Source organism: Stenomitos rutilans, from assembly GCF_059505485.1.
Genome location: NZ_JCACKR010000118.1, coordinates 17,781 through 37,687 on the forward strand (window position 1 = coordinate 17,781; position 19,907 = coordinate 37,687).

Here is a 19,907-nt window from a genome sequence, read left to right on the forward strand (position 1 = left end):
CCAGTTTAATCAATTAGCCTCATCAAAGTCGATCGACTTATATTGCGGACATTGCTGGCAGGGCCCAGATGGATTGACAGCACAGCGGAGATGGGCAGAGCGAGCGTTGAACCGACAAGTCAAATCGCCAATCAGATATCCCACACCTTCAACATAGTGATGATCGGCAGAGAACGAAGACCCATAAAAACGGGTCAACCGATGTGACGCAGACGCGTTCATGGCTGCCCGCAAACGGGTTCTCAAGTGTGCCTCTGCTTTACGCATCAATAACCACGAGAGGATGGCTGGAATCAGCCCGATCGCGATGATAAAGAGCGCCTCTAACATAGCTTATCCGTTGATAGTTAACCGCAATTTGTCTGCGCAACTCATCTGCCCTGACTCGCCTACCTTGGTAGACTGTTTGTCTGTAGACCTAATCACTCAACTTTAGATAGTGCTTTCAGCAAACCTGCCAACAATCAAGTTTCTACAACAACCAACGACTCAACAATGGCTTGAGCAGGCGCTTATCCATCTCGACATCGTTTTGCTGGATCACTCTCATTGTGAACGCAAAGCCGCGGGTGTAGCACTCAATTTGATGTTTCGCTATCCATCAAATGTAAAGCTTGTGCGATCGCTGACAGCCATTGCCAAAGAAGAGTTAGAGCACTTTGAACAGGTTAACCAAATTTTAGAGAGTCGTGGTATTCCATTACGTCCTCTTGCCGCGCCGCCTTACGGTGCTGGATTGAATCAACAAATTCGCGCTAAAGAGCCTGATCGCCTGTTAGATTCACTGCTTGTTTGCAGCCTCATTGAAGCGCGTAGTCACGAACGGCTTGGCCTTTTAGGTGCGCACTGTCCAGACCCTGCCCTAGCGAAGTTTTACCGAGGGTTGATGGCATCAGAAGCACGGCACTGTGGTGTTTACTGGTTACTAGCAACCGCTGAATTTGAGCGATCGGTAGTCGATCGTCGCTTGGAAGCATTAGCCGCTGTTGAAAGCCAACTGTTGTCTACCCTTCATCCTGAACCAAGAATTCATAGTTAGTGGTCAGCGGCCAGTATCAGTTATTTGTAGAGCAGGAGCAAGTATGGTTATTGATGACGAGTGGCTATGACCAGGTAGGCTAACCGCTAACCGCTAAAAGACAACAACGAGGAGTTACGCACATGGAACCGGACAGCGCGATCGAGCATCAAAACATTCCTCAAGAACACCAGGGACTACACAGCTTTCTCTATAGTTCTGAAGATGAACATACCGCTGCAGCAACCGATAGCCTCAGTTTGGACGCAGCGGCTCAGGTGATGCCCTGGGAAGACTGGTGCAAGCGAGTTGGTAATGCCAAGGTTGCGGGCGTGTATGCTGTTCTGGGGCACGATCGCCACATTCACTACATCGGTTACTCTCGCAATGTGGCGCTTTCGCTGAAGGGGCACGTCGCTCAGCTTGGCAGCGATCTTTGTGCATTGGTGCAAGTAGAACCCTCCAAGGTCTCTAGGCGGGAAGCAATGGAAGCACAGCGACAGACCTGGTTGGCTCAATTAGACTACGTGCCATCGGGTAACGCAGAGGCCAGTGAACTGTGGGCAAGTACAGTCGGTGAAGCCGCGATCGCCGTCATGTCTGCCGCTGAACGACAGGTATATGAAGCGAAAAAGCTCAAGTTGCGTAAAGCGATGGCAGATGCAGCTCTCAGCCGCGAAAGCGAGGCTCAGAACCCCGCTGGCTCATCCTCAACGCTGCAAGCAGCCGTCGAAAATGACGATTGGAGTGCAGTGATTCGAGAGCAAACCCAGCAAGCCTGATCCAAGCAAGCCTGATTCAGATTCAACCAAACGTCTCATCCGCACTGACCTCTCATCCATGCAAGCTTCGTACAGGGACTTTTTGCTACGTGACTGGCAACCGAGCGATCGCACTGCTGCTGCCGCCATCATTCGCGCTGTGCTGGCAGAATACGGGCTGGGCTGGGAGCCAGAAGGAGCCGATCGAGATGTCTTAGAGGTTGAAACATCCTATCAAGCGGTTGGCGGCGAATTTTGGGTCATTGAGCGTCAGGGGAACCTGGTCGGGACAGGCGCTTACTACCCCATTCAGCGCGGACAGAGGGCAGTCGAGATTCGCAAGATGTACCTGTTGCCAGATGCCAGAGGTCAAGGGGTCGGACGCTTTTTACTTCAGGCATTAGAAGCCGCAATCGCTGCTCGGCACTTTGAGCAAATCTGGATTGAAACTGCTAGCGTGTTAGCTGAAGCCGTCAAGCTCTACGAAAGCAGTGGCTATCAGCCTGCTACGGGTATAGAAACAGCACGGTGCGATCGGGTCTATCTAAAGCTGTTGAAGCGCTCTGCCGATTCGTTCGTCTGAGGCTTGTCACATTTTGCCTAACCCTGACTATGACTTTAGGATGGCTATCGTTTACAGAGCAGCTTCGTCTGTCGTGGCTTGGGGTTGAGTGGCTGAGTGACCCTGTGCGAGTCGTATTGACATTGGTAGGCTTCATTGGGCTGCTCTGGCTTTTTCGGGCTAGGCGCTGGCTGCGTCGAGTGCAAAGGGTTGTGATCGTCTTGCTCATCATCTATCTGGTGCTCATCTCACCGCCAGTAGTGGCGTTAGCAATGGCGGGAATCGTGAATCCATTACCACCAGATTCGGGTTCGCGGGTCGATGCGATCGTCATTTTAGGTCGTGGTCGTGAACAGAGCCTGGAACGGGTAGAGGCAGCAGCCCAGCTTTGGCAAAACCAGCGTGCGCCCCTCATTTTTGCTAGCGGCATTGTTGATGCACCTGAATTGGTGGCGATGCTGCATAACAAGCACATTCCGGCACAAGCAATCAGCGGCGAAAGCTGTTCTCGAACAACCTGGGAGAACGCAGTGTTTACAAAAGCCGTATTGCAACCCCAAGGAGTGCAACGCATTCTTTTAGTCACGGATGCACCACACCTGTGGCGATCGCTCCTTATCTTTGAGCAAGTTGGCTTTCAGGTGATTCCGTCTGTCAGTCCACTTGCCACCCAGATGACTTACCCTCAACGGGCGATGCTGCTGCTCCGCGAATATTTTTTTCTGGGTACTTACCCCATCACACTTGAGCAAGAGCGTCAAACTCTAAAGCAGCCTTTGGCAGGGGTTAGAAGTCAAATCGTTAACCAGCACTGCCGTCTTTAGTATTCGACTTAAACAAGCAATATTTTTCAGCCATTTTGCGCTGCCATTTTAGTGTATTTAAGCACACAATCGAGTTAATTGACATGGTTAAAAATGATACGCGGAACGACAGTTTATTTCGCTGTACAAATTCAGTTTAAGCATTGCAAAGCCTGCTGCAAGAGAAGACCTCATCAAGCTCTTACTCTGCCTATGTCAATCTAGAGGCGTTCATTATTTGTAAAAGTCAGTATAAATATTTACTTAAAACATTGGATAAAACCGTAGAGACACTGAATAGTACTTTTGAAGGAACCTCTATGGTTAGAACATAAATCTACCTGAGATAGCGAGCATTTTGGTTTGTATCGTTTTGTCGCGTGATTCTCCCTTTTTAACTGAAGGAGTGGCTTCCTCATGAACTTTCCCCTACCAATATCTATTCCTTTAGCTTCTGATAGCGCTTCTTCATCGACGCTTCATGGCTTAAAGCGTTTGGTAGTGGCTGTACAAGAGCTTTCCCCCGCACGTGACCTGCAAACCATCATGACCATTGTCAAGTCTGTGGCACGCGAACTCACACACGCAGACGGCGCAAGCTTTGTATTACGTGACCAGAATCAATGTTTTTATGCCGATGAAGATGCGATCGCTCCACTCTGGAAAGGGCGGCGCTTTCCCATGCACGTGTGTATTAGTGGATGGACGATGAATCATCGCCAACCCTGCGTGATTGCTGATGTCTATGGTGATGAGCGCATTCCGTTTACCGCGTACCAACCCACTTTTGTTAAAAGTCTTGCAATGGTGCCTATTCGGACGTTAGATCCGATCGGCGCGATCGGCGTCTATTGGGCAGAACGGCGTCAACCCATCCCTGAAGAAGTCGAGCTATTGCAAGCGCTGGCAGATGCAACAGCACTGGCGCTAGAAAATGTGCAGGTTTATGCCGAATTAGAGCAACGAGTGCTAGACCGCACAGCCGCTTTGGAATTCGCGACTGTTCGCTTACAGGTTGAGATACTAGAGCGTCGATCAGCAGAAGCCGTCGTGCAGAAACTCTCAATTACTGATGAATTAACAGGTTTACACAATCGTCGCGGCTTTTTGCTGATGGCAGAACAGCAACTCAAATTAGCTCATCGTATGAACACGTCTGTTTGCCTGCTGTTTATTGACCTCGATGGACTAAAGCTGGTGAATGATCAGTATGGACATGAGAGTGGCGATCGGTTACTCACAGCAGCAGGGCAAGTGTTACAGCAAACCTTTCGGGAGTCAGATATCGTAGCACGACTAGGAGGCGATGAGTTTGCTGTTTTTGTTCCAGGCTGCACTAAGACCAATCAAGGATTGGAGCGTCTGCAAGCAAAGATAGAACAATTTAACCAGGGGTGTGAAGGCTCTTATCAATTATCGATGAGTATCGGAGTCGCCATGTGTCAGGTAGACAAGGAGACAACACTTGAGCAGATGATGTCTCAAGCTGACACCTTGATGTACACCCACAAGCGAAGTAAACGGATAACATAAGTCAGTGTTCATAGGCTACGGCGTGCCCGTAACGGTTGCCCAGAAGTACTTCTTAAACGATCCGGCATCCATTGTCAGACGGAGTTGCTGTGACCAGGTGTAGATGTCAAACGTCACCGGATCACCTTGTACTGAAAGATTACCTAACAGCGCAATCCAGTGGCTCGGAAACGCGACTAAGGGAGGATTATTGCCCAGCATACCCTCAGCCGTAATCAGGGCAAACGCAACACCACCTGCTTGCAGTGCAGCGGCAGCATCTTGCATAGCGGTCACATCGTTCATTAGATAAGCGTGGTCATAGTCCACATGGGTATAGCCAAGAATTTCTCTGACCCAACCTTTCATCTCCCACGATTTTGTCATCCCAGCCAAATTGCGAATGATGTCGGGTGCGTTAGGCTCTACTGGGAAAATGACATCTTCTGCATCGCGCAGGGTTGCCAGTACCATCCAATCTGCCTGCCCCATTTTTAGATCGCCACGGCTGGCATGTCGAAGTTGATCAGATGATGCGATGTATTGGCTGCTGCCTTGAAACCCACCCACCAGAAACAGGCTGCGACAGATCTCAACATAGCGAAGCGGCTGTTTTTGTAGCAGCGTGACGAGCACTGCCGCTGGGCCACAAAACGGCTGACCACCCTGGTTGACCTGAAACGGGTTCTGCACACGTGCCCGCATATCAGCAATGACGGTCGCTTTGTCGAGAAAAGCCCATGCACTGGGTGCGTTGGATTCTTCAAACGCTGCGATCGCCGTCATCGCCACTTCAACCTGTGCTGGATCAGGAGCATACGTACCCGTTAAGACTTCCCTAGTAATCATGATCTGCTCTCAATGCTTGTAACTACTGGCTGTCGTTGTTTCTAACAACTTTTACTAACAACACTGTCCCTGCTCCCGATTCCCCATTTTCTACTCCCATTAAATCGCTTGAGCAAAGCCGTAAACGATAGTAAAGGTTCAAGGTTATTCAACCACCGCGATCGTGCTCTAAATCAGGCGTAGATAATTTTTCCAGGAATTATATCAGTCTGGTAGAATAGTGTGGTTTGTGGCTTAGAGACAAAGCCTTTGATTGTTCATCCCTGCTGAGCTTGTTTGATTTTCAATGTCAGAGTGTATTTAACTGAACGTACACAGCAGTTCCGCGTTTAGTCGGTGGCATTTGCTTTTATAATCGCCTCAGTAGCGTTGGTCACGTCCGTGCTTGCGATTTACCCTGGCAGCTTTGATCCCATTACTCTGGGGCACCTCGACATTATTGAGCGAGGCTGTAAACTCTTTGACCAGGTCATCGTTGCGGTGTTGCGCAATCCTAACAAAACGCCCTTGTTTACGGTGCCAGAACGCATTGAGCAAATCCGTCGCTCGACTCCTCACCTGTCTAATCTTGAAGTGGATAGCTTTGATGGCTTAACAATCAATTATGCCAAGATGCGACATGCAAGCGCGCTGCTTCGCGGTTTACGAGTCCTCTCTGATTTTGAGATGGAGCTGCAAATGGCTCATACTAATAAAACCCTTTCCGCTCAGATTGAAACCGTCTTTTTAGCCACGTCGAATGAGTATAGTTTTTTGAGCAGCAGTCTCGTTAAGGAAATCGCCAGGTTTGGCGGTGCGATCGATCATCTTGTTCCAAAACATGTCGCCGTAGATATTTACCAATGCTTCGCCAAGATTCCTCCAGTATCAGCCCAGACCACGAATTTAGTGCCAACGCCGGACCATCCCAAAACGGAATTGCTCATAGAGAGTCTGCCCGATCGGGAAACGTAGACATTCAGCGAGAATTAAATCGGCTAGAGGAAATCATTCTTGACAGCCCGCGAGTGCCTATGACGCGCTGGACGTGGGTTGATGAGGAGCAGTTGCTAGAGCAGCTTGATTTGGTGCGGCTGAGTTTGCCCGAAGCGTTTCACGAGGCAGATGCGATCGTGCGCCAAAAAGAGGAGTTGTTTCTACAAGCGGAGCAGTACGCTCAAGAAGTAGTAGAAAATGCCGAACGGCGTGCAGCTCAGATTCTTAATGAGATGGGAATCTTGCGACAGGCCGAAATTGAAGCGCAGCAAATGCGGCAGCAGGCACAACAGGAGTGCGAAGCAGCAGAAGCTCAGACTATTGCTGAAATTGAGCGGATGCGTCGCCAAGCGCAGCAAGAACTAGAAGAAATGCAGCGGTTAGCGATCGCAGAATGTGAAGAGATTCAGGCAGGCGCGGATGAATATGCCGATCGGGTACTACAAGAAATGGAACGGCAGCTGAACGAAATGATGCGAGTCGTTCGCAATGGACGGCAGCAACTCCAGCCAGAGGCACCTCCTCGCGCTAGAGAAACAACTTCTGGCAATCAGTCGGCACGACCGTCTAGCACAAAAAGCGATCGTACAAAGAGCTAGAGCGCTGAGTAGATCAGCAACAGCCAACATTGCCTCAAGCTATCCACTTAGTTTTCACTTAATGAATTGCTTAAGCGCGGCAGTTCAACGTCCTTTCCAGCTACCAGAACGCGCCCTTATGTTTGAGTGCCCTGCTATTTAGCTTGCTCGCTTTGCTTGCCAGACAGCACCCATAGCAGCACCCATTCCTGCAACTAGGCCGACACTCATCCCTTCGATCGTTCTTGTGATGGGGCTTTTCTTAAGGCACTGAGCCGATGGGGCGGCTTCTTGCAGACAGCTATTGCTCTCTGCCCAGCTTGCTGTCCCACCCAAAATGACCCCAGCTGCACCGCAAACTAGAATCAACGTCAAAACAGAGCGGTTCTTTTTTCTACCCATAGATGGATGCCAAACGCGACGTAAAGGACGGGATAATCTCCACTTAATTTACCCATTCAGACTGGAAAGTCAACAGGTTTTGCAGAATCTTGACCTGAGCGAAAAGACTATGTTGAAGCAGATGGAATCGTCCTGGTTTGCAGGTATAGCGGTTATTACAGGCGGAGGGCAGGTGACAGAGAACAAACGGTAAAGGGGAGAAAGGGGTAGAAAATGCTCTGTATAGTTGACTCTCGGACGTTTTGTGAGCAGGTTTAACTTTTAGACCTGAGCATCCTAATATGCAGCCTATACGTCGCAAGAGGAAGATTGTGCTGTACTAGAAAGATTATCGCTATGGCTCACGCTTAAACATGACCGAACCCGCGATCGCGGCTATCCCTAACTTCCTCCAAATCTCAGAGACGGTTGCAACGGCAGGGCAACCGACGGAGGCCCAGATTGCCGCTATTCAAGCCGCAGGCTATCGTGTTGTGATTAATCTCGCGCTGCCCAGTTCGACCAATGCGCTACCCCATGAGCAGGCGTTGGTCGAAGCGCAAGGAATGATCTACGTTCACATTCCCGTCCTGTGGGAAGCGCCAGCGCTTGCGGATGTGGAACAGTTCTTTAGCACCATGCAAGCCCATGCAGAGCAGCCACGGTTTGTTCATTGCGCGAAAAATATGCGCGTTTCGGCGTTCATGTATCTCTATCGTCGCCTGTATGAAGGCGTTGATGAGATGATCGCCCGACGGGATTTGCAGTCGATCTGGATACCTAACGATCGCTGGCAGGCATTCATCGCACAAGTCGTGCAGTACTATCAACAGCACTAGGCTATGTTTTAAAGCTGTCGCCTTTGGTTAGGCAAGTGCTGAGTGCTAAGGACTGAGTATGCGCCTTTTCTCAGCACTCAGTCCTCAGTTCTCAGCACTCTTAAAGCACGCTCTAGCGTTTACCATCACCGTCTTTCCCTCACAGCACAAACTTATGGATAATTTTTTACCGATCGCCTACCTTCAAGACCAATTTCTGCCGTTCACGGATGCCAAGCTTTCGATCGCGACCCATGCGCTGCACTATGGCACAGGTGCGATCGGTGGTCTGCGGGGCATTCCCGATCCACAAAATCCCGATCAGGTGCTGTTATTTCGGCTAGAGCGCCATTGCCAGCGCTTGAGCCAAAGCGCTCGGTTTCTCCATTACGACTTACCCAGCACGACAATCAAGCAAGTCATTGTCAAATTTATCCAAAAAAATCGCCCGACAGTGCCGTTCTACATTCGTCCACTGGTTTACACCTCTGGGCTTGGCATTGCACCCAGGCTCCATCAGGTCGAAAAGAGCCTTCTGGTCTACGGGTTGGCGATGGATGATTATTTGTCGCCAGCAGGGGTCAGTTGTCGTATTAGTTCATGGCAGCGTCAGACAGACAATAGCATGCCATTGCGCGGTAAGATTACCGCTGCGTATATTGCCTCTGCCCTTGCTAAAACAGAAGCGGTTGAGTCAGGGTTCGACGAGGCCATTATGCTGAATGCGCAGGGCAAGGTCAGTGAAGCATCTGGGATGAATCTCTTTATCATGCGCAATGGGCAACTGATTACGCCGGGGTTTGATCAAGACATTTTGGAGGGCATTACGCGTGATAGCGTACTCACTATTGCCAGAGACATGGGCATTCCTACAATCGAACGCCCTGTCGATAAATCAGAACTCTACATTGCTGATGAAGCATTTTTAACGGGTACGGCGGCTAAAGTAGCACCCATTAAGCGTGTTGAAAATTACACACTGCCTGTCGATCGACCCATTACCGAACAACTGCGCACGAAGCTGATTGCTATCACCGAAAAGTGCGACCCTCAGTATCAGGACTGGGTGGATACGATCCCCTTTACCTAGCGGCACCACAGCCCGCTTTAAGGTGATACAGTGCTCTGGAGTAGCGTCTTGCTGCGGTATGTAGCGGCAAGGCTGAAGCTGCGATCGCTGGACACAAAGGACATCACGTATGAAGGTATGGCACTGGGTGCAGCAACAGGCACCGAAGCTGGTTATGGCGCTGGTAACGCTCATTCTGACTATTGGGCTAGTAGGATGGCAGGGCGCTAGTAGCAATGCCCAGTCAGGCAACACACAACTCCTGTGGTATGGACAGTCTGCCTTTAAGCTCACAACCCCATCTGGCAAAGTGCTGTTGATTGACCCCTGGCTGGAGAACCCTGCTAACCCCAACGGTAAAACCGATGTGGCGAATCTGAAGCAGGTCGATCTGATTCTGGTGACTCACGGTCATTTTGACCATCTCGGCAATGCGGTGGAAATTGCTAAGACAACGAAGGCAAAGCTTGTCAGTACTTTCGATTTGGGACAGGCGATCGCTACTTTCGCTGGGTATCCCAAAGACCTCGTCACATTTGAGACGCAAGGCAATTTTGGGGGTGAACTCAACCTGCTTAATGGCGAGGTCAAGGTGGCGTTTATTCCCGCTGTTCACAGTTCTTCGGTTGCTTCTGACAGTAGCCCTTCTACCTTTGCAGGCAATCCGGGCGGATTTCTCATCAGCGTCAAAAATGGTCCTGTGATTTACCACACAGGTGATACCGATCTGTTTTCAGATATGGCACTTATCCCTCGTTTTAGAAAGGTGAGCTTGATGCTGGCCTGCATTGGCGATCAGTTTACAATGGGGCCTCAACGAGCTGCTGAAGCGGTGAAGCTCGTGAATCCAGCAACGGTTGTGCCGATGCATTATGGCCTTTTTAACTTACCAGGAACCCCCCAAGCCTTTTCGCAAGCCTTACAGCAGCAAGGGGTGAAAAGTCAGCTCAAACTCATGAAAGTCGGCGAAGTCATGAAGCTTTAAGCCGCACTGGCTAGTGCAGTAAGGCAGAAGTAGGGGAGTAGAGGGCAGAAGGCAAAACGTGTTCTCACCGCCTCTGAGCTTTTGTGCAGTAATAGGTTATTTCCGACAAGATGTATTGGGGGTTGCAGTCTCAACCCCTCTCGCTATTGAACAACATAAAAAAGTAGAGGATTGATCGTAATCAATCCTCTACTTTCTGCTGCCACACCTTACAGAGGCAGCGCTAAATCACTCGTTAAAACGACAAGCGGCTGTGCGTTCTGTGTGAAACGCACCCACATTCACCACTGCTTTTGCGATCGCAACGTTAGCCAATATAGTTTGCTTCTGCTTCTAAAAGACGAATGAGTGTCTCATCCCCTTTGGCTCGTGCAGCTTCTAGCCGCCGCTGCAAGTTTTTCTGCATGTTGGCGCGGTGAGTTTGGGAAGCTTGTGCTTGAGTCAAAGTTCCCTGACGGTTTTTGTTCATAATAGACATTTGTTCTAATTCAGATGTGATAGTCGTCCTAAGCCTATGCTAGCACTTTCGGCATTAAACGGTAGTTTATGATACGGAATTTAACGGTCGGCACTTGATGGCGCTTCGTATGCCCGCTTGCGGTTCTTTATGATGGTTTCGTTACATTTGACCAAAACTTCAGAGGTTTAAGCGACGGCATTTAGCTCGATGTCTAATGACGGGTTAACCCTTTCGAGGCTTGCATACACCCTAACTAGAAACACGCTGCATGAAAGACGCTAAACGCGTAAAAAAGACTCGCGGTTCATCCGGAAAAGACTTTCAGTGGTGTGAAATCGAACTACTGATAGAGGTAAAACGGCGCTGATGGTTGCATCCTAAAGATAAGCTTGCGTCAGTCACGCTTCAGCAGGTGCATCAATCGATACCCGTAGGATTAGATCGCAACGTATTGACATGCAATGACGGTAATCGAGCATGATACAAACTTCCCCTTTAGCTGTTCAAGCTGATCGCCCGCCTGCCGCGAATGGTTCTGAGCCATTTCATGTTTATATGGGCTGGCAGATTTTTTTGAGCCGTGTCTTTAGAGAGCGGACGGATAAGGGTATGTGGCTGCATTGGTATCATCCAGCCGATCACGATCGCAGCCGTGCTGTACGCTATGGTTACTTTATAGCGCCTGACCAAACCTTAGAAGAGGCGCTGTACGCCGTTTATCAATCGATTGAAGCAAGCATTGAATTAGAATCTATGGAGCAACACTGGTCTGCTATGCCTGTTGATTGCTACTCCATGTAAGGTACTCAATGTAAGAACGCTCAATGTAGAAACGGGTGTAGGGTCGCGAGTGTAGTGAATGCAAATGACGGCACAGCCTCGTATCCTGACGCTTTTAAGTGATTTTGGGTTAAGCGATTGTTACGTTGGCGTGATGAAAGGCGCGATCGCGCAGGTCAATCCAGCGTTGACCGTGATTGATTTAACCCACCAAATTCCTCCGCAAAATATTGCTCTAGCGCGCTTTGCTTTGATGACGGCCTACCCTTACTTTTCAGCAGGCACGGTTCATGTGGCTGTGGTCGATCCAGGGGTAGGAGGCACTCGCCGAGCGATCGCCCTGTCGGTGGGCGAAGATCCGACCCGGCCCAACGGCTTTTTAGTTGGCCCAGATAATGGACTCTTGAGCGGGATTTTTACGACTCATCCTGTGATCGCTGCCGTGGCATTGACAAAGCCTCAGTATTGGCGATCAGCTACACCCAGCGCCACCTTTCATGGGCGCGATCTTTTTGCCCCGGTTGGCGCTCATTTGGCTAGCGGAGTGCCACTTACCGAGGTAGGTGAAAGCATTGCGCCAGAAACCCTCGTCCGTCTCAATGTGCCTCAGTGCTTGCTAGAAGAAACGAGTACAACAGTTTATCAAGGTTACAGAATAAGCGGCTGTGTTCAAGCGATCGATCACTTCGGCAACATCATCACCAACATTCCCGGAGCGTATGTTGTGGGAACAGATTGGTCGTTATCGGTTAATGGAGAAACCATTCCGGGCAGAACAATTTATGGCGATCGTCAGCCTAGAGAGTTACTCGCCCTAGTGGGTAGTCATAGTTGGGTTGAGATCGCCGTCAGCGGGGGCAATGCTCAAGACCGCCTTTGCACTGATCGCGACGACCTTCGTATTGTGGTCGAAACGGTTTCTAGACGTGAGCAGCTAGACTGACAATGATTTGTTGTGCTACTTAAGCTGCCTGTGAGGGTAGCGATTCCAGCTTGATCTGTTCAAATTTAGTACCCAGTCCAATACTAATCCGTGACGATTTACTGGGTTAGGATCTAAACGTCCTTATGCTGAAGAATCAAGCGAAAGCGATCGAAAATGATGCAACCTGTAACCACCACAGATCATGTCTCTGCAAATTATCGTTATATTGCTGCATACAATGAGGTCAACGCACGGATCGGTCAAAGGCAGCACGCTCTATCTCTTTACATTACGCTTGTTGTAGGTTTAATTGCTGCACTTGTCGCATCGAAACGAGTTGAAGAGCCAAATACACTATTCATTGGATGGCTCGTTTATGGTTTCTCAATTGCTTCGGTATGATTAGTGCTTCTGAATTGCAAATACGAACAAGCGCTCACAAATCTTCGGCAATATTTAGCAGAGCTAGAGCGGCTCAACAACATGAGCTTAGAGTTGCCGAGCTATAACACTGAAACTCGATGGACAGTAAGCGCAAATAAAGCACGTCGTTTTCATGACTTTGCCTGTGCCGTTTTGGTTGGTGCCTGTAATGTGATTGCACTGGGCGTATTCTACAAAGTTTATCCAGAACACTTCAAGCCAAGTTCATGTGTGATTTGGGTTACGAGTATAGTCGCTATAGGTTCTGTTGCTGCTCTTCTATCAATGACACGGTTCAGCCATAAACCGAAATGGAAGAAAATTTAGCAACTGCGATCGACGCAGTACAACAACGCTTTTGCGGCGGACGGTAAAGTTAGTTGATATTGTTCCAAGATTTTTGTTGTTTCAAAATTTTTGGCGACTGCTGAACAGCCACGTTAGCGCGTTCCGGCGAAAGCTTTTTCTGCGGGGCCTGTCATATATAGTCGGTTGTCAGCTTCAGACCATTCGATTTGCAGCAGGCCACCGGGGAGTTCAACAGTCGCTCGACGATTCACCTGGGGTGAGGCTTCGCCAACGCACTTCCCATTCAGCACGCCTGCGACTAACGAAGCACAGGCACCTGTTCCACAGGCCAGCGTGATACCAGCCCCTCGTTCCCAAACGCGCATCTTGAGATAGTCCGATCGCACCACTTGAATAAATTCAGTGTTGATCTTTTTGGGGAACACAGGATGGCATTCAAACTGCGGCCCGATCGCCTCCAGCGGAATCGCAGCTACGTCATCGACAAACGTGACGCAGTGGGGGTTACCCATATTAACGCAGCTAACCTGCCAAGTCGTTCCAGCCACCTCCAGCGGTTGGTTCACTACTTTTTCGGTTGGGGCTGTGAGCGTTGTGGGAATTTCGGCTGCCAGCAAGCGAGGTTCGCCCATATCAACGGTAATCAGTCCATCAGCCTCTAGTTTGGGTGTGATCAGTCCGCCCAGCGTGTGGATTTTGTAAGAGCGGGGTTCTGTAATGCCTTCCAGATCAGCAATAAACTTAGCCAGACAGCGAATACCGTTACCACACATTTCGGGTTCTGACCCGTCATTGTTGAAAATACGCATGGTGTAGTCGGTGCCGTTCTGTCCGGGTAGGGCAAAGATTACGCCATCAGCACCAATACCGAAGTGGCGATCGCACCACTGAATCGCGTCTTCTGGGGTCAGGTGTGGCTCTGTAGCCGCACGATTGTCAATCAGAATGAAATCGTTGCCTAGACCGTGATACTTCGTGAATGCGAGTGTCATAGATTCTCTTGATGAGTGGTGTGAAAGGGGCGCTGGTGAGGAATGATAGAGGGGAAAGAAAATGATAAAGGATGAAGGCTAAAGGATAAAACTGTTTTAGCTTTCAGCTTTTAACCTGTAGGGAGCAATAAACGTCATGGCAACAGAACTTGAAACTGGCTCACCGAGCGTGCGTCAAATCCAAAATCTGATTCGGGAAACGACGGAAGTCGAGCTTAAGTTGGTGACAGGGGATCTTTTAGCTGGCAAAATTCGCTGGCAGGATAGTGATTGTCTGGCGTTGGTTGACCAATACGACCAAAATACGATCGTTTGGCGGCAGGCCATTGTCTACCTAAAGCCCAGACTGTAAGCATCATCCTAAGCCCCACTGGTCAAACAGAAACGCGTATTCAAACGCCGTTTCTTTAAGGCTGTCATAGCGTCCAGATGCGCCGCCATGTCCAGCTCCCATGTTTGTTTTGAGCAGCAAACGGTTGTCGTCAGTTTTGAGCGATCGTAGCTTTGCCGTCCATTTGGCAGGTTCCCAATAGGCCACGCGCGAATCGTTCAAGCCTGCTGTAATCAACAGATTCGGATAGGCTTTAGCTTCCACATTGTCGTAGGGCGAGTAAGACTTCATGTAATCGTAGAAAGTCTTGTCGTTTGGATCACCCCATTCTTCACGCTCCATAACGGACAAGGGAAGGTGATCATCCAGAATGGTTGTCACCACATCAACAAACGGTACGTGCGCGACGACGACTTTGCACAGATCAGGACGGGCATTCATGACAGCCCCCATGAGTAATCCACCCGCGCTACCGCCCATAATTGCCAACTGGTCTGCTGCTGTCCAGCCCTGCGCGATGAGATGCTCCCCACAGGCAATGAAGTCGATAAACGTATTTTTCTTTTTTAAAAACTTTCCGTCTTCGTACCACTGGCGACCCATTTCTGACCCACCGCGAATATGGGCGATCGCCACCACCACCCCACGCTCCAGCAACGACAGACGTGTAGACGAAAAGGTCGCGGGATAGCTGAAGCCATATGAACCGTAGCCTGTCAGCAACAGGGGATTTTTACCATCTTTTGCCAGTCCCTCTTTGTAAACGATCGAGATCGGGATTTGAGTGCCATCCGTGGCTGTCGCCATCAGGCGTTCGCTGGCATATTGGGTGCGATCGTAGCCACCAAGCACCGGGGTTTCTTTTTTCAGTTCCCGTGCTTGCGTTTCCAGGTTGTAGTCAAAGACCGATCGTGGAGTTACCAGAGAGCTGTAGTTAAAGCGCAGTGTGTCCGTATTGAACTCCGGATTGCTGCCCTCATCTACCCCATACGTTGGATCTGGAAACTGAATGTAATGTTCTTTCCCGCTCGCAAGCTGACGCACACGAACGGTCGGTAGGCCAGCCTCGCGCTCGTAAATCACCAGATGCTTGGCAAAGGCACTCACGCCCTCCAGTAAGACATCTGGACGATGGGGAATTACCAAGCGCCAATTCGTTTTGGCGGGGGCTGTCACAGGGGTTTGTATGAGCTTAAAGTTCAATGCCTCATCGTTCGTCACAATGTAGAACGAATCGCTGTGATGCTCAACCTGATACTCCACTCCGGGCGATCGCGGCTGAATCACCCGAAACGTTCCCTCTGGCTGATTAGCATCCAGATAGTGAATTTCAGAGGTGATTTTGCTCTGGAGTTCAAGCAGAATGTAGGCATCACTGCGGGTCTTGCCCACGCCTAAGTAGTAGAAATCGTCCGTTTCGTGATAGACCAACTCATCGTCGCTCACAGCGCTATCTAACCGATGCCGCAAGAGCTTAAACGGACGATTGGCCTCGTCAACCAGCGTATAAAACACGGTTTGATTATCGTTACCCCAAGCAAACCCATACCCCGTTTCAAGAATTTTTTCAGGATAGAGCTGCCCTGTCACTAGGTTCAAGAAAAGCAGGGTGTAGCGTTCGGAGCCACTGGTATCCACCGAGTACGCCAAAATTTGATGATTGGGACTTACAGACAACAGCCCCACATCGAAGAAGTCATAGCCCTCTGCCAAAGCATTCTGATCAAGTAACAACTCTTCTGGCACGTCTAAACTGCCCGCTTTACGGCAGTAGATGGGATAAGCCTTTCCAGTCTCTGTCCGTGAATAGTAATAATAATCGCCTTTGCGATACGGCACCGATAAGTCGGTTTCTTGAATGCGAGCCAGCATCTCGTCATACAGAGCAGTTTGCAGCGCCTCAGTATGCGCCATCATCGCTTCCGTATAGTCGTTCTCCGCATCCAGATAGGCGATCGTTGCAGGGTCGTCTCGGTGCCGTAGCCAAAAGTAAGGATCGACGCGATCGTCCCCATGCAGTGACAGAATATGGGGCTGGAGATCAGCGATTGGGGGTGATGCAATTAGAGGCGTAGAGCTGATTTGATCCATCGTTCCGTTGATTCAGAGCTTAGTAGCGTGATGTGTAACCGATAAAACGCAAGGTAGAGTCGACGAGAATGCCTCTCTTGCCATAGCTAAAGTCTAAAGCTATAAGTAAATTAAATAGTAATTTTTACTTATTGAGGAGGTAAACCATAAGATCTTGATCCATGTGGCTCAAAAAGTATCTTAAGATTAACGTAAGAATTAAGCTGAACTATAAAGCTAATCACCCATACCTCGGAGGACTGTCTATGGCGCTCGTACCACTGCGGCTGCTACTCGATCACGCAGCAGAGAATGGCTACGGCATCCCTGCCTATAATGTCAACAATTTGGAGCAGATTCGGGCAATCCTGCATGCTGCTGAAGAAACAGATAGCCCTGTAATTTTGCAAGCGTCCCGTGGTGCCCGCAACTACGCTGGCGAAAACTTTCTGCGTCATCTCATCCTGGCTGCGATCGAAACCTACCCCCATATTCCCATCGTGATGCACCAGGATCATGGGAACGCGCCATCGACCTGCTATTCCGCCATGAAGAACGGCTTTAGCAGCGTCATGATGGATGGCTCCCTTCAGGCTGATGCTAAAACCCCTGCCAGTTTTGAGTATAACGTCAACACCACCCGCGAAGTGGTCAAAGTGGCCCACGCGATCGGGGTCAGCGTTGAAGGTGAATTAGGTTGTTTGGGTTCTCTAGAAACTGGCAAAGGTGAAGCGGAAGATGGTCATGGCTTTGAGGGAGCACTCTCTCACGACCAACTGCTGACCGATCCCGATGAGGCGGTTGATTTCGTAGAGCAAACTCAAGTCGATGCGTTGGCAGTGGCGATCGGCACCAGCCACGGTGCTTATAAGTTCACCCGCAAGCCCACGGGCGAAATTCTAGCCATTAGCCGCATCGAAGAAATTCACCGCCGTCTGCCTAACACCCACCTGGTGATGCACGGCTCTTCTTCAGTTCCCGAAGATTTGATTGCCATCATCAACCAGTACGGTGGTGCAATCCCTGAAACCTACGGTGTACCCGTTGAAGAGATTCAAAAGGGCATTAAGAGCGGTGTGCGCAAGGTAAACATTGACACCGACAACCGTTTGGCAATTACGGCGGCTGTCCGTGAAGCACTGGCATCGAACCCCAAGGAGTTTGATCCCCGTCACTTCCTCAAGCCTTCGATCAAGTACATGCAAAAGGTCTGCGCCGATCGCTACCAGCAGTTTGGTACCGCAGGCAACGCCAGTAAGATCAAGCAAATCGGCTTAGATGAGTATGCTGCTAAGTATGCAAAAGGCGACCTTGCTGCGGTGACGAAAAAGGCAGTAGGCGTGTAATTACTTTGCCTTCACAGGTTTGTTAAAATGACCGGGTAGCTTAACCGCTATCCGGTTTTTTATTGCACAAGCTAGTTTGCTACTGCCAACTTACAAGCAACAAACGTTCTGCTCGCAAACTTTAGGAGACCGATTATGTCATTAGCTACAGATAGTAATGATCCGGATGAAAAGCAAACGGAGAATAGCCTTGAAGTAGAAGTCGCTGATGAAAAAGCTTCGCAAAAAAGCACTCCGCAATGGCAAAAATACTTTGTGTCACCCCAGAATTATCAACCAACGCTATTAGGACACGTTGTCATTTCAACAAGCTTAATTCTAGGCATTTGTTTAAGCTATGCGCTTATGTTTTGGTTCGCAGGCACAAAGCAAAATGAGTGGCTTGCGGCAACCGTTGAGCTAAAAGCAGAAGCAATCAACACGTCGATCGCCAATTTAGGCACCAACTTACCTGAAAAAGCGAGACTCATCGATCAATTTCAGCAGATTCAAGATCGAATTCAGAAACATGCTAGTGTAATGGGTTTTTTCTATAAGCAGTATTACATTTCACTTTCGATGATTTGTGGCGGTAGTGTTGTTGCTTCAATCTGCTTATTCTTCATCAGCAAAAACGGATGGGATCGAGTCAATAACGCGTTGATTAATATTTTTATTGTGTCATCCAGTACCGTCATTTTGTATGGAAATATTGCCCTTGTATTTAAACAGGAGGAAAATATCAAGGATAATCAAGCGCTTTATCTTAGCTACTTTGCCTTAAGAAATGAGATGTTGAGCTATTGGGCAACGCGACAAGATATGACAGGCCAAACAATACAACCAGCAAAATTTATTCACTATATGGATAAGCGTTTGCAAGATCTTAGTCAAATTCATCTCGGCTTTGATGCTACACGCATCACAAATTTGAGTGAACAGATGAAACAATTCAATAGCTCTAATCAAAAGCAAGCGCAACCTGAGTTACAGAAGTAAGGAGCTTGCGATTCCTCAGTGATTGACCCAACGTTCGGCGCAGTCATTGACGATTGGGTTGATTTTATCTCAAATGTTAGCGCTTAAAAACGGCAGGATTAAAGCAGCCAGTTCAGCGGCATGTTTTTGCGGCAGTGCATGATCGGCATCTGGGATGATCGCTAGTTCGGCGGTTGGAATTTCATCGGCGTAGGTTTCAGAATGCCAGAGGGGGATGGTTTCATCACGATCGCCCGTGATCACCAACGTCGGTACGTTCAGGCGATGGATGGCTTTCTCAACGGTGTCGATCGCGTCTTCGGGACGCAGGCGATCGAGCAAAAACGAGCAGGCCGCAGGCTGCGCCATCAATTCGCGTCGAAACCAGGCAATTTGATCGACGGCTGAACGTTGACCTATCAGGGACGCGATCGGTTTAGCGGCACTGAGTGCCCAATCAACCGCAGGCGTGCGCCACAACAAAGGACGCAAGTGGTCATAGCGTCCACAAAAACTATCGTCTCGAATGCCAGCCGGAGCCGCCAGCAGCAATCCTTTGACCGCTTCTGGATACGCCAATGCATAGGCTGCCCCCACCCATCCGCCAAACGAATGCCCCAAAAGATAGCAAGACTCAAGCTTGAGCGCAGCAAGTACCTGATGCACAAACGCCACTTCTTGAGCCACGTCGTAGCGAATTAGAGGTTTAGCCGAGTCCCCAAAGCCTAACAGATCTAGCCCAATGCAACGAACTTGGTCTTTTAGTTGCTGCATTAGCGGTAGCCAACACGTGGCATCGCCCAAAAAGCCGTGCAGCATGAGTAACGGCGTTCCTATTCCCTGCTCCAAATACGCAGCCGTATGAGAAGGCTGACCGGGCACCGAATCCGATCGCAGGTGAAGTACTTGCTTGACGCTCAAGGGTTTCTGCACCTCGTGTTACTGATCCATAGAACTTACGCATTGACAGAAGTGGCAATGTCTGAAGTCAGACAACAGCCGA

General features: G+C 49.5%; 22 protein-coding genes. 15 read left to right on the plus strand and 7 right to left on the minus strand.

The window, feature by feature from the left end; genetic code table 11:
* Positions 1-9 precede the first annotated feature (9 nt).
* Complete coding sequence (locus tag AC5JLP_RS25630) at positions 10-330, minus strand: DUF6464 family protein (protein WP_496070669.1); 321 nt, start codon at positions 328-330, stop codon at positions 10-12.
* A 109-nt stretch (positions 331-439) separates the two neighbouring features.
* Here AC5JLP_RS25630 and AC5JLP_RS25635 point away from each other — a divergent pair, with 109 nt between their 5' ends.
* The 5 genes from AC5JLP_RS25635 (at position 440) to AC5JLP_RS25655 (ending at position 4,677) form a co-directional block, all read left to right on the plus strand.
* Complete coding sequence (locus AC5JLP_RS25635) at positions 440-1,039, plus strand: MiaE family protein (RefSeq protein ID WP_496070670.1); 600 nt, start codon at positions 440-442, stop codon at positions 1,037-1,039.
* Between the two features lie 122 nt (positions 1,040-1,161).
* Positions 1,162-1,800: a GIY-YIG nuclease family protein gene (locus AC5JLP_RS25640; RefSeq protein ID WP_496070671.1), complete on the plus strand. Its 639-nt coding sequence runs from the start codon at positions 1,162-1,164 to the stop codon at positions 1,798-1,800.
* 58 nt (positions 1,801-1,858) lie between these two features.
* Positions 1,859-2,362 carry a GNAT family N-acetyltransferase gene (locus tag AC5JLP_RS25645; RefSeq protein WP_496070672.1) on the plus strand — a complete coding sequence of 168 codons (504 nt, stop codon included), beginning with the start codon at positions 1,859-1,861 and terminating at the stop codon, positions 2,360-2,362.
* Positions 2,363-2,391: 29 nt separating this feature from the next.
* Positions 2,392-3,165: a YdcF family protein gene (locus AC5JLP_RS25650; RefSeq protein ID WP_496070673.1), complete on the plus strand. Its 774-nt coding sequence runs from the start codon at positions 2,392-2,394 to the stop codon at positions 3,163-3,165.
* Between the two features lie 396 nt (positions 3,166-3,561).
* Positions 3,562-4,677 carry a sensor domain-containing diguanylate cyclase gene (locus tag AC5JLP_RS25655; protein ID WP_496070674.1) on the plus strand — a complete coding sequence of 372 codons (1,116 nt, stop codon included), beginning with the start codon at positions 3,562-3,564 and terminating at the stop codon, positions 4,675-4,677.
* A gap of 15 nt (positions 4,678-4,692) precedes the next feature.
* Here AC5JLP_RS25655 and AC5JLP_RS25660 read toward each other — a convergent pair whose 3' ends face one another.
* Positions 4,693-5,505 carry a hypothetical protein gene (locus tag AC5JLP_RS25660; RefSeq protein ID WP_496070675.1) on the minus strand — a complete coding sequence of 271 codons (813 nt, stop codon included), beginning with the start codon at positions 5,503-5,505 and terminating at the stop codon, positions 4,693-4,695.
* A gap of 381 nt (positions 5,506-5,886) precedes the next feature.
* Between AC5JLP_RS25660 and coaD the strand changes: the two genes are divergently transcribed.
* Positions 5,887-6,459, plus strand: a complete 573-nt coding sequence (coaD, locus tag AC5JLP_RS25665; protein ID WP_496070676.1) for a pantetheine-phosphate adenylyltransferase — start codon at positions 5,887-5,889, stop codon at positions 6,457-6,459.
* Positions 6,348-7,079: a hypothetical protein gene (locus AC5JLP_RS25670; protein WP_496070677.1), complete on the plus strand. Its 732-nt coding sequence runs from the start codon at positions 6,348-6,350 to the stop codon at positions 7,077-7,079. The genes coaD and AC5JLP_RS25670 overlap by 112 nt, the downstream gene beginning before the upstream one ends.
* Positions 7,080-7,217: 138 nt before the next feature.
* On the opposite strand, the gene AC5JLP_RS25675 is transcribed toward AC5JLP_RS25670, so the two are convergent.
* Positions 7,218-7,460 (minus strand): hypothetical protein, encoded by a 243-nt coding sequence (locus AC5JLP_RS25675; protein ID WP_496070678.1) that lies wholly within the window; start codon positions 7,458-7,460, stop codon positions 7,218-7,220.
* Between the two features lie 353 nt (positions 7,461-7,813).
* Here AC5JLP_RS25675 and AC5JLP_RS25680 point away from each other — a divergent pair, with 353 nt between their 5' ends.
* The 3 genes from AC5JLP_RS25680 (at position 7,814) to AC5JLP_RS25690 (ending at position 10,311) form a co-directional block, all read left to right on the plus strand.
* A complete protein-coding gene (locus AC5JLP_RS25680; protein ID WP_496070679.1) occupies positions 7,814-8,278 on the plus strand; it encodes a protein tyrosine phosphatase family protein in 465 nt (154 codons plus the stop codon).
* Between the two features lie 154 nt (positions 8,279-8,432).
* The gene (locus AC5JLP_RS25685; RefSeq protein WP_496070680.1) at positions 8,433-9,347 is read left to right on the plus strand and encodes a branched-chain amino acid transaminase; all 915 of its coding nucleotides are present in this window, start codon (positions 8,433-8,435) and stop codon (positions 9,345-9,347) included.
* Between the two features lie 109 nt (positions 9,348-9,456).
* On the plus strand, positions 9,457-10,311 hold the full coding sequence (locus tag AC5JLP_RS25690; RefSeq protein WP_496070681.1) for a metal-dependent hydrolase: 855 nt from the start codon (positions 9,457-9,459) through the stop codon (positions 10,309-10,311).
* A gap of 307 nt (positions 10,312-10,618) precedes the next feature.
* Here AC5JLP_RS25690 and pirA read toward each other — a convergent pair whose 3' ends face one another.
* Positions 10,619-10,780, minus strand: coding sequence for an arginine synthesis PII-interacting regulator PirA (gene pirA / locus AC5JLP_RS25695; protein WP_496070682.1), 162 nt, complete (start codon positions 10,778-10,780; stop codon positions 10,619-10,621).
* A 468-nt stretch (positions 10,781-11,248) separates the two neighbouring features.
* On the opposite strand from pirA, the gene AC5JLP_RS25700 reads away from it, so the two are divergent.
* Positions 11,249-11,572, plus strand: coding sequence for a hypothetical protein (locus AC5JLP_RS25700; RefSeq protein ID WP_496070683.1), 324 nt, complete (start codon positions 11,249-11,251; stop codon positions 11,570-11,572).
* Positions 11,573-11,636: 64 nt separating this feature from the next.
* Complete coding sequence (locus AC5JLP_RS25705) at positions 11,637-12,494, plus strand: SAM hydrolase/SAM-dependent halogenase family protein (protein ID WP_496070684.1); 858 nt, start codon at positions 11,637-11,639, stop codon at positions 12,492-12,494.
* An 845-nt stretch (positions 12,495-13,339) separates the two neighbouring features.
* Here the strand turns inward: AC5JLP_RS25705 and dapF are convergent.
* Complete coding sequence (dapF, locus tag AC5JLP_RS25710) at positions 13,340-14,200, minus strand: diaminopimelate epimerase (RefSeq protein WP_496070685.1); 861 nt, start codon at positions 14,198-14,200, stop codon at positions 13,340-13,342.
* Positions 14,201-14,336: 136 nt separating this feature from the next.
* On the opposite strand from dapF, the gene AC5JLP_RS25715 reads away from it, so the two are divergent.
* Entirely contained in the window at positions 14,337-14,552 is a 216-nt protein-coding gene (locus AC5JLP_RS25715) for an Hfq-related RNA-binding protein (RefSeq protein ID WP_496070686.1), read from the plus strand.
* Between the two features lie 3 nt (positions 14,553-14,555).
* Here the strand turns inward: AC5JLP_RS25715 and AC5JLP_RS25720 are convergent, their stop codons facing one another.
* On the minus strand, positions 14,556-16,622 hold the full coding sequence (locus AC5JLP_RS25720) for a S9 family peptidase (RefSeq protein WP_496070687.1): 2,067 nt from the start codon (positions 16,620-16,622) through the stop codon (positions 14,556-14,558).
* A 245-nt stretch (positions 16,623-16,867) separates the two neighbouring features.
* Here AC5JLP_RS25720 and fba point away from each other — a divergent pair, with 245 nt between their 5' ends.
* Positions 16,868-17,947 carry a class II fructose-bisphosphate aldolase gene (gene fba / locus AC5JLP_RS25725; RefSeq protein ID WP_496070688.1) on the plus strand — a complete coding sequence of 360 codons (1,080 nt, stop codon included), beginning with the start codon at positions 16,868-16,870 and terminating at the stop codon, positions 17,945-17,947.
* A 135-nt stretch (positions 17,948-18,082) separates the two neighbouring features.
* The gene (locus AC5JLP_RS25730; protein WP_496070689.1) at positions 18,083-18,925 is read left to right on the plus strand and encodes a hypothetical protein; all 843 of its coding nucleotides are present in this window, start codon (positions 18,083-18,085) and stop codon (positions 18,923-18,925) included.
* Positions 18,926-18,994: 69 nt separating this feature from the next.
* Here the strand turns inward: AC5JLP_RS25730 and AC5JLP_RS25735 are convergent, their stop codons facing one another.
* On the minus strand, positions 18,995-19,825 hold the full coding sequence (locus tag AC5JLP_RS25735; protein WP_496070690.1) for an alpha/beta fold hydrolase: 831 nt from the start codon (positions 19,823-19,825) through the stop codon (positions 18,995-18,997).
* Between the last annotated feature and the right edge of the window lie 82 nt (positions 19,826-19,907).

Coding starts and splice junctions, on each gene's coding strand:
- pirA (WP_496070682.1), bottom strand. CDS start 10,780: ATGAACAAAAACCGTCAGGGAACTTTGACTCAAGCACAAGCTTCCCAA.
- AC5JLP_RS25630 (WP_496070669.1), bottom strand. CDS start 330: ATGTTAGAGGCGCTCTTTATCATCGCGATCGGGCTGATTCCAGCCATC.
- AC5JLP_RS25675 (WP_496070678.1), bottom strand. CDS start 7,460: ATGGGTAGAAAAAAGAACCGCTCTGTTTTGACGTTGATTCTAGTTTGC.
- AC5JLP_RS25660 (WP_496070675.1), bottom strand. CDS start 5,505: ATGATTACTAGGGAAGTCTTAACGGGTACGTATGCTCCTGATCCAGCA.
- AC5JLP_RS25705 (WP_496070684.1), top strand. CDS start 11,637: ATGACGGCACAGCCTCGTATCCTGACGCTTTTAAGTGATTTTGGGTTA.
- AC5JLP_RS25685 (WP_496070680.1), top strand. CDS start 8,433: ATGGATAATTTTTTACCGATCGCCTACCTTCAAGACCAATTTCTGCCG.
- AC5JLP_RS25680 (WP_496070679.1), top strand. CDS start 7,814: ATGACCGAACCCGCGATCGCGGCTATCCCTAACTTCCTCCAAATCTCA.
- AC5JLP_RS25700 (WP_496070683.1), top strand. CDS start 11,249: ATGATACAAACTTCCCCTTTAGCTGTTCAAGCTGATCGCCCGCCTGCC.
- AC5JLP_RS25720 (WP_496070687.1), bottom strand. CDS start 16,622: ATGGATCAAATCAGCTCTACGCCTCTAATTGCATCACCCCCAATCGCT.
- AC5JLP_RS25730 (WP_496070689.1), top strand. CDS start 18,083: ATGTCATTAGCTACAGATAGTAATGATCCGGATGAAAAGCAAACGGAG.
- AC5JLP_RS25645 (WP_496070672.1), top strand. CDS start 1,859: ATGCAAGCTTCGTACAGGGACTTTTTGCTACGTGACTGGCAACCGAGC.
- dapF (WP_496070685.1), bottom strand. CDS start 14,200: ATGACACTCGCATTCACGAAGTATCACGGTCTAGGCAACGATTTCATT.
- AC5JLP_RS25715 (WP_496070686.1), top strand. CDS start 14,337: ATGGCAACAGAACTTGAAACTGGCTCACCGAGCGTGCGTCAAATCCAA.
- AC5JLP_RS25640 (WP_496070671.1), top strand. CDS start 1,162: ATGGAACCGGACAGCGCGATCGAGCATCAAAACATTCCTCAAGAACAC.
- AC5JLP_RS25650 (WP_496070673.1), top strand. CDS start 2,392: ATGACTTTAGGATGGCTATCGTTTACAGAGCAGCTTCGTCTGTCGTGG.
- AC5JLP_RS25670 (WP_496070677.1), top strand. CDS start 6,348: ATGCTTCGCCAAGATTCCTCCAGTATCAGCCCAGACCACGAATTTAGT.
- AC5JLP_RS25655 (WP_496070674.1), top strand. CDS start 3,562: ATGAACTTTCCCCTACCAATATCTATTCCTTTAGCTTCTGATAGCGCT.
- AC5JLP_RS25690 (WP_496070681.1), top strand. CDS start 9,457: ATGAAGGTATGGCACTGGGTGCAGCAACAGGCACCGAAGCTGGTTATG.
- fba (WP_496070688.1), top strand. CDS start 16,868: ATGGCGCTCGTACCACTGCGGCTGCTACTCGATCACGCAGCAGAGAAT.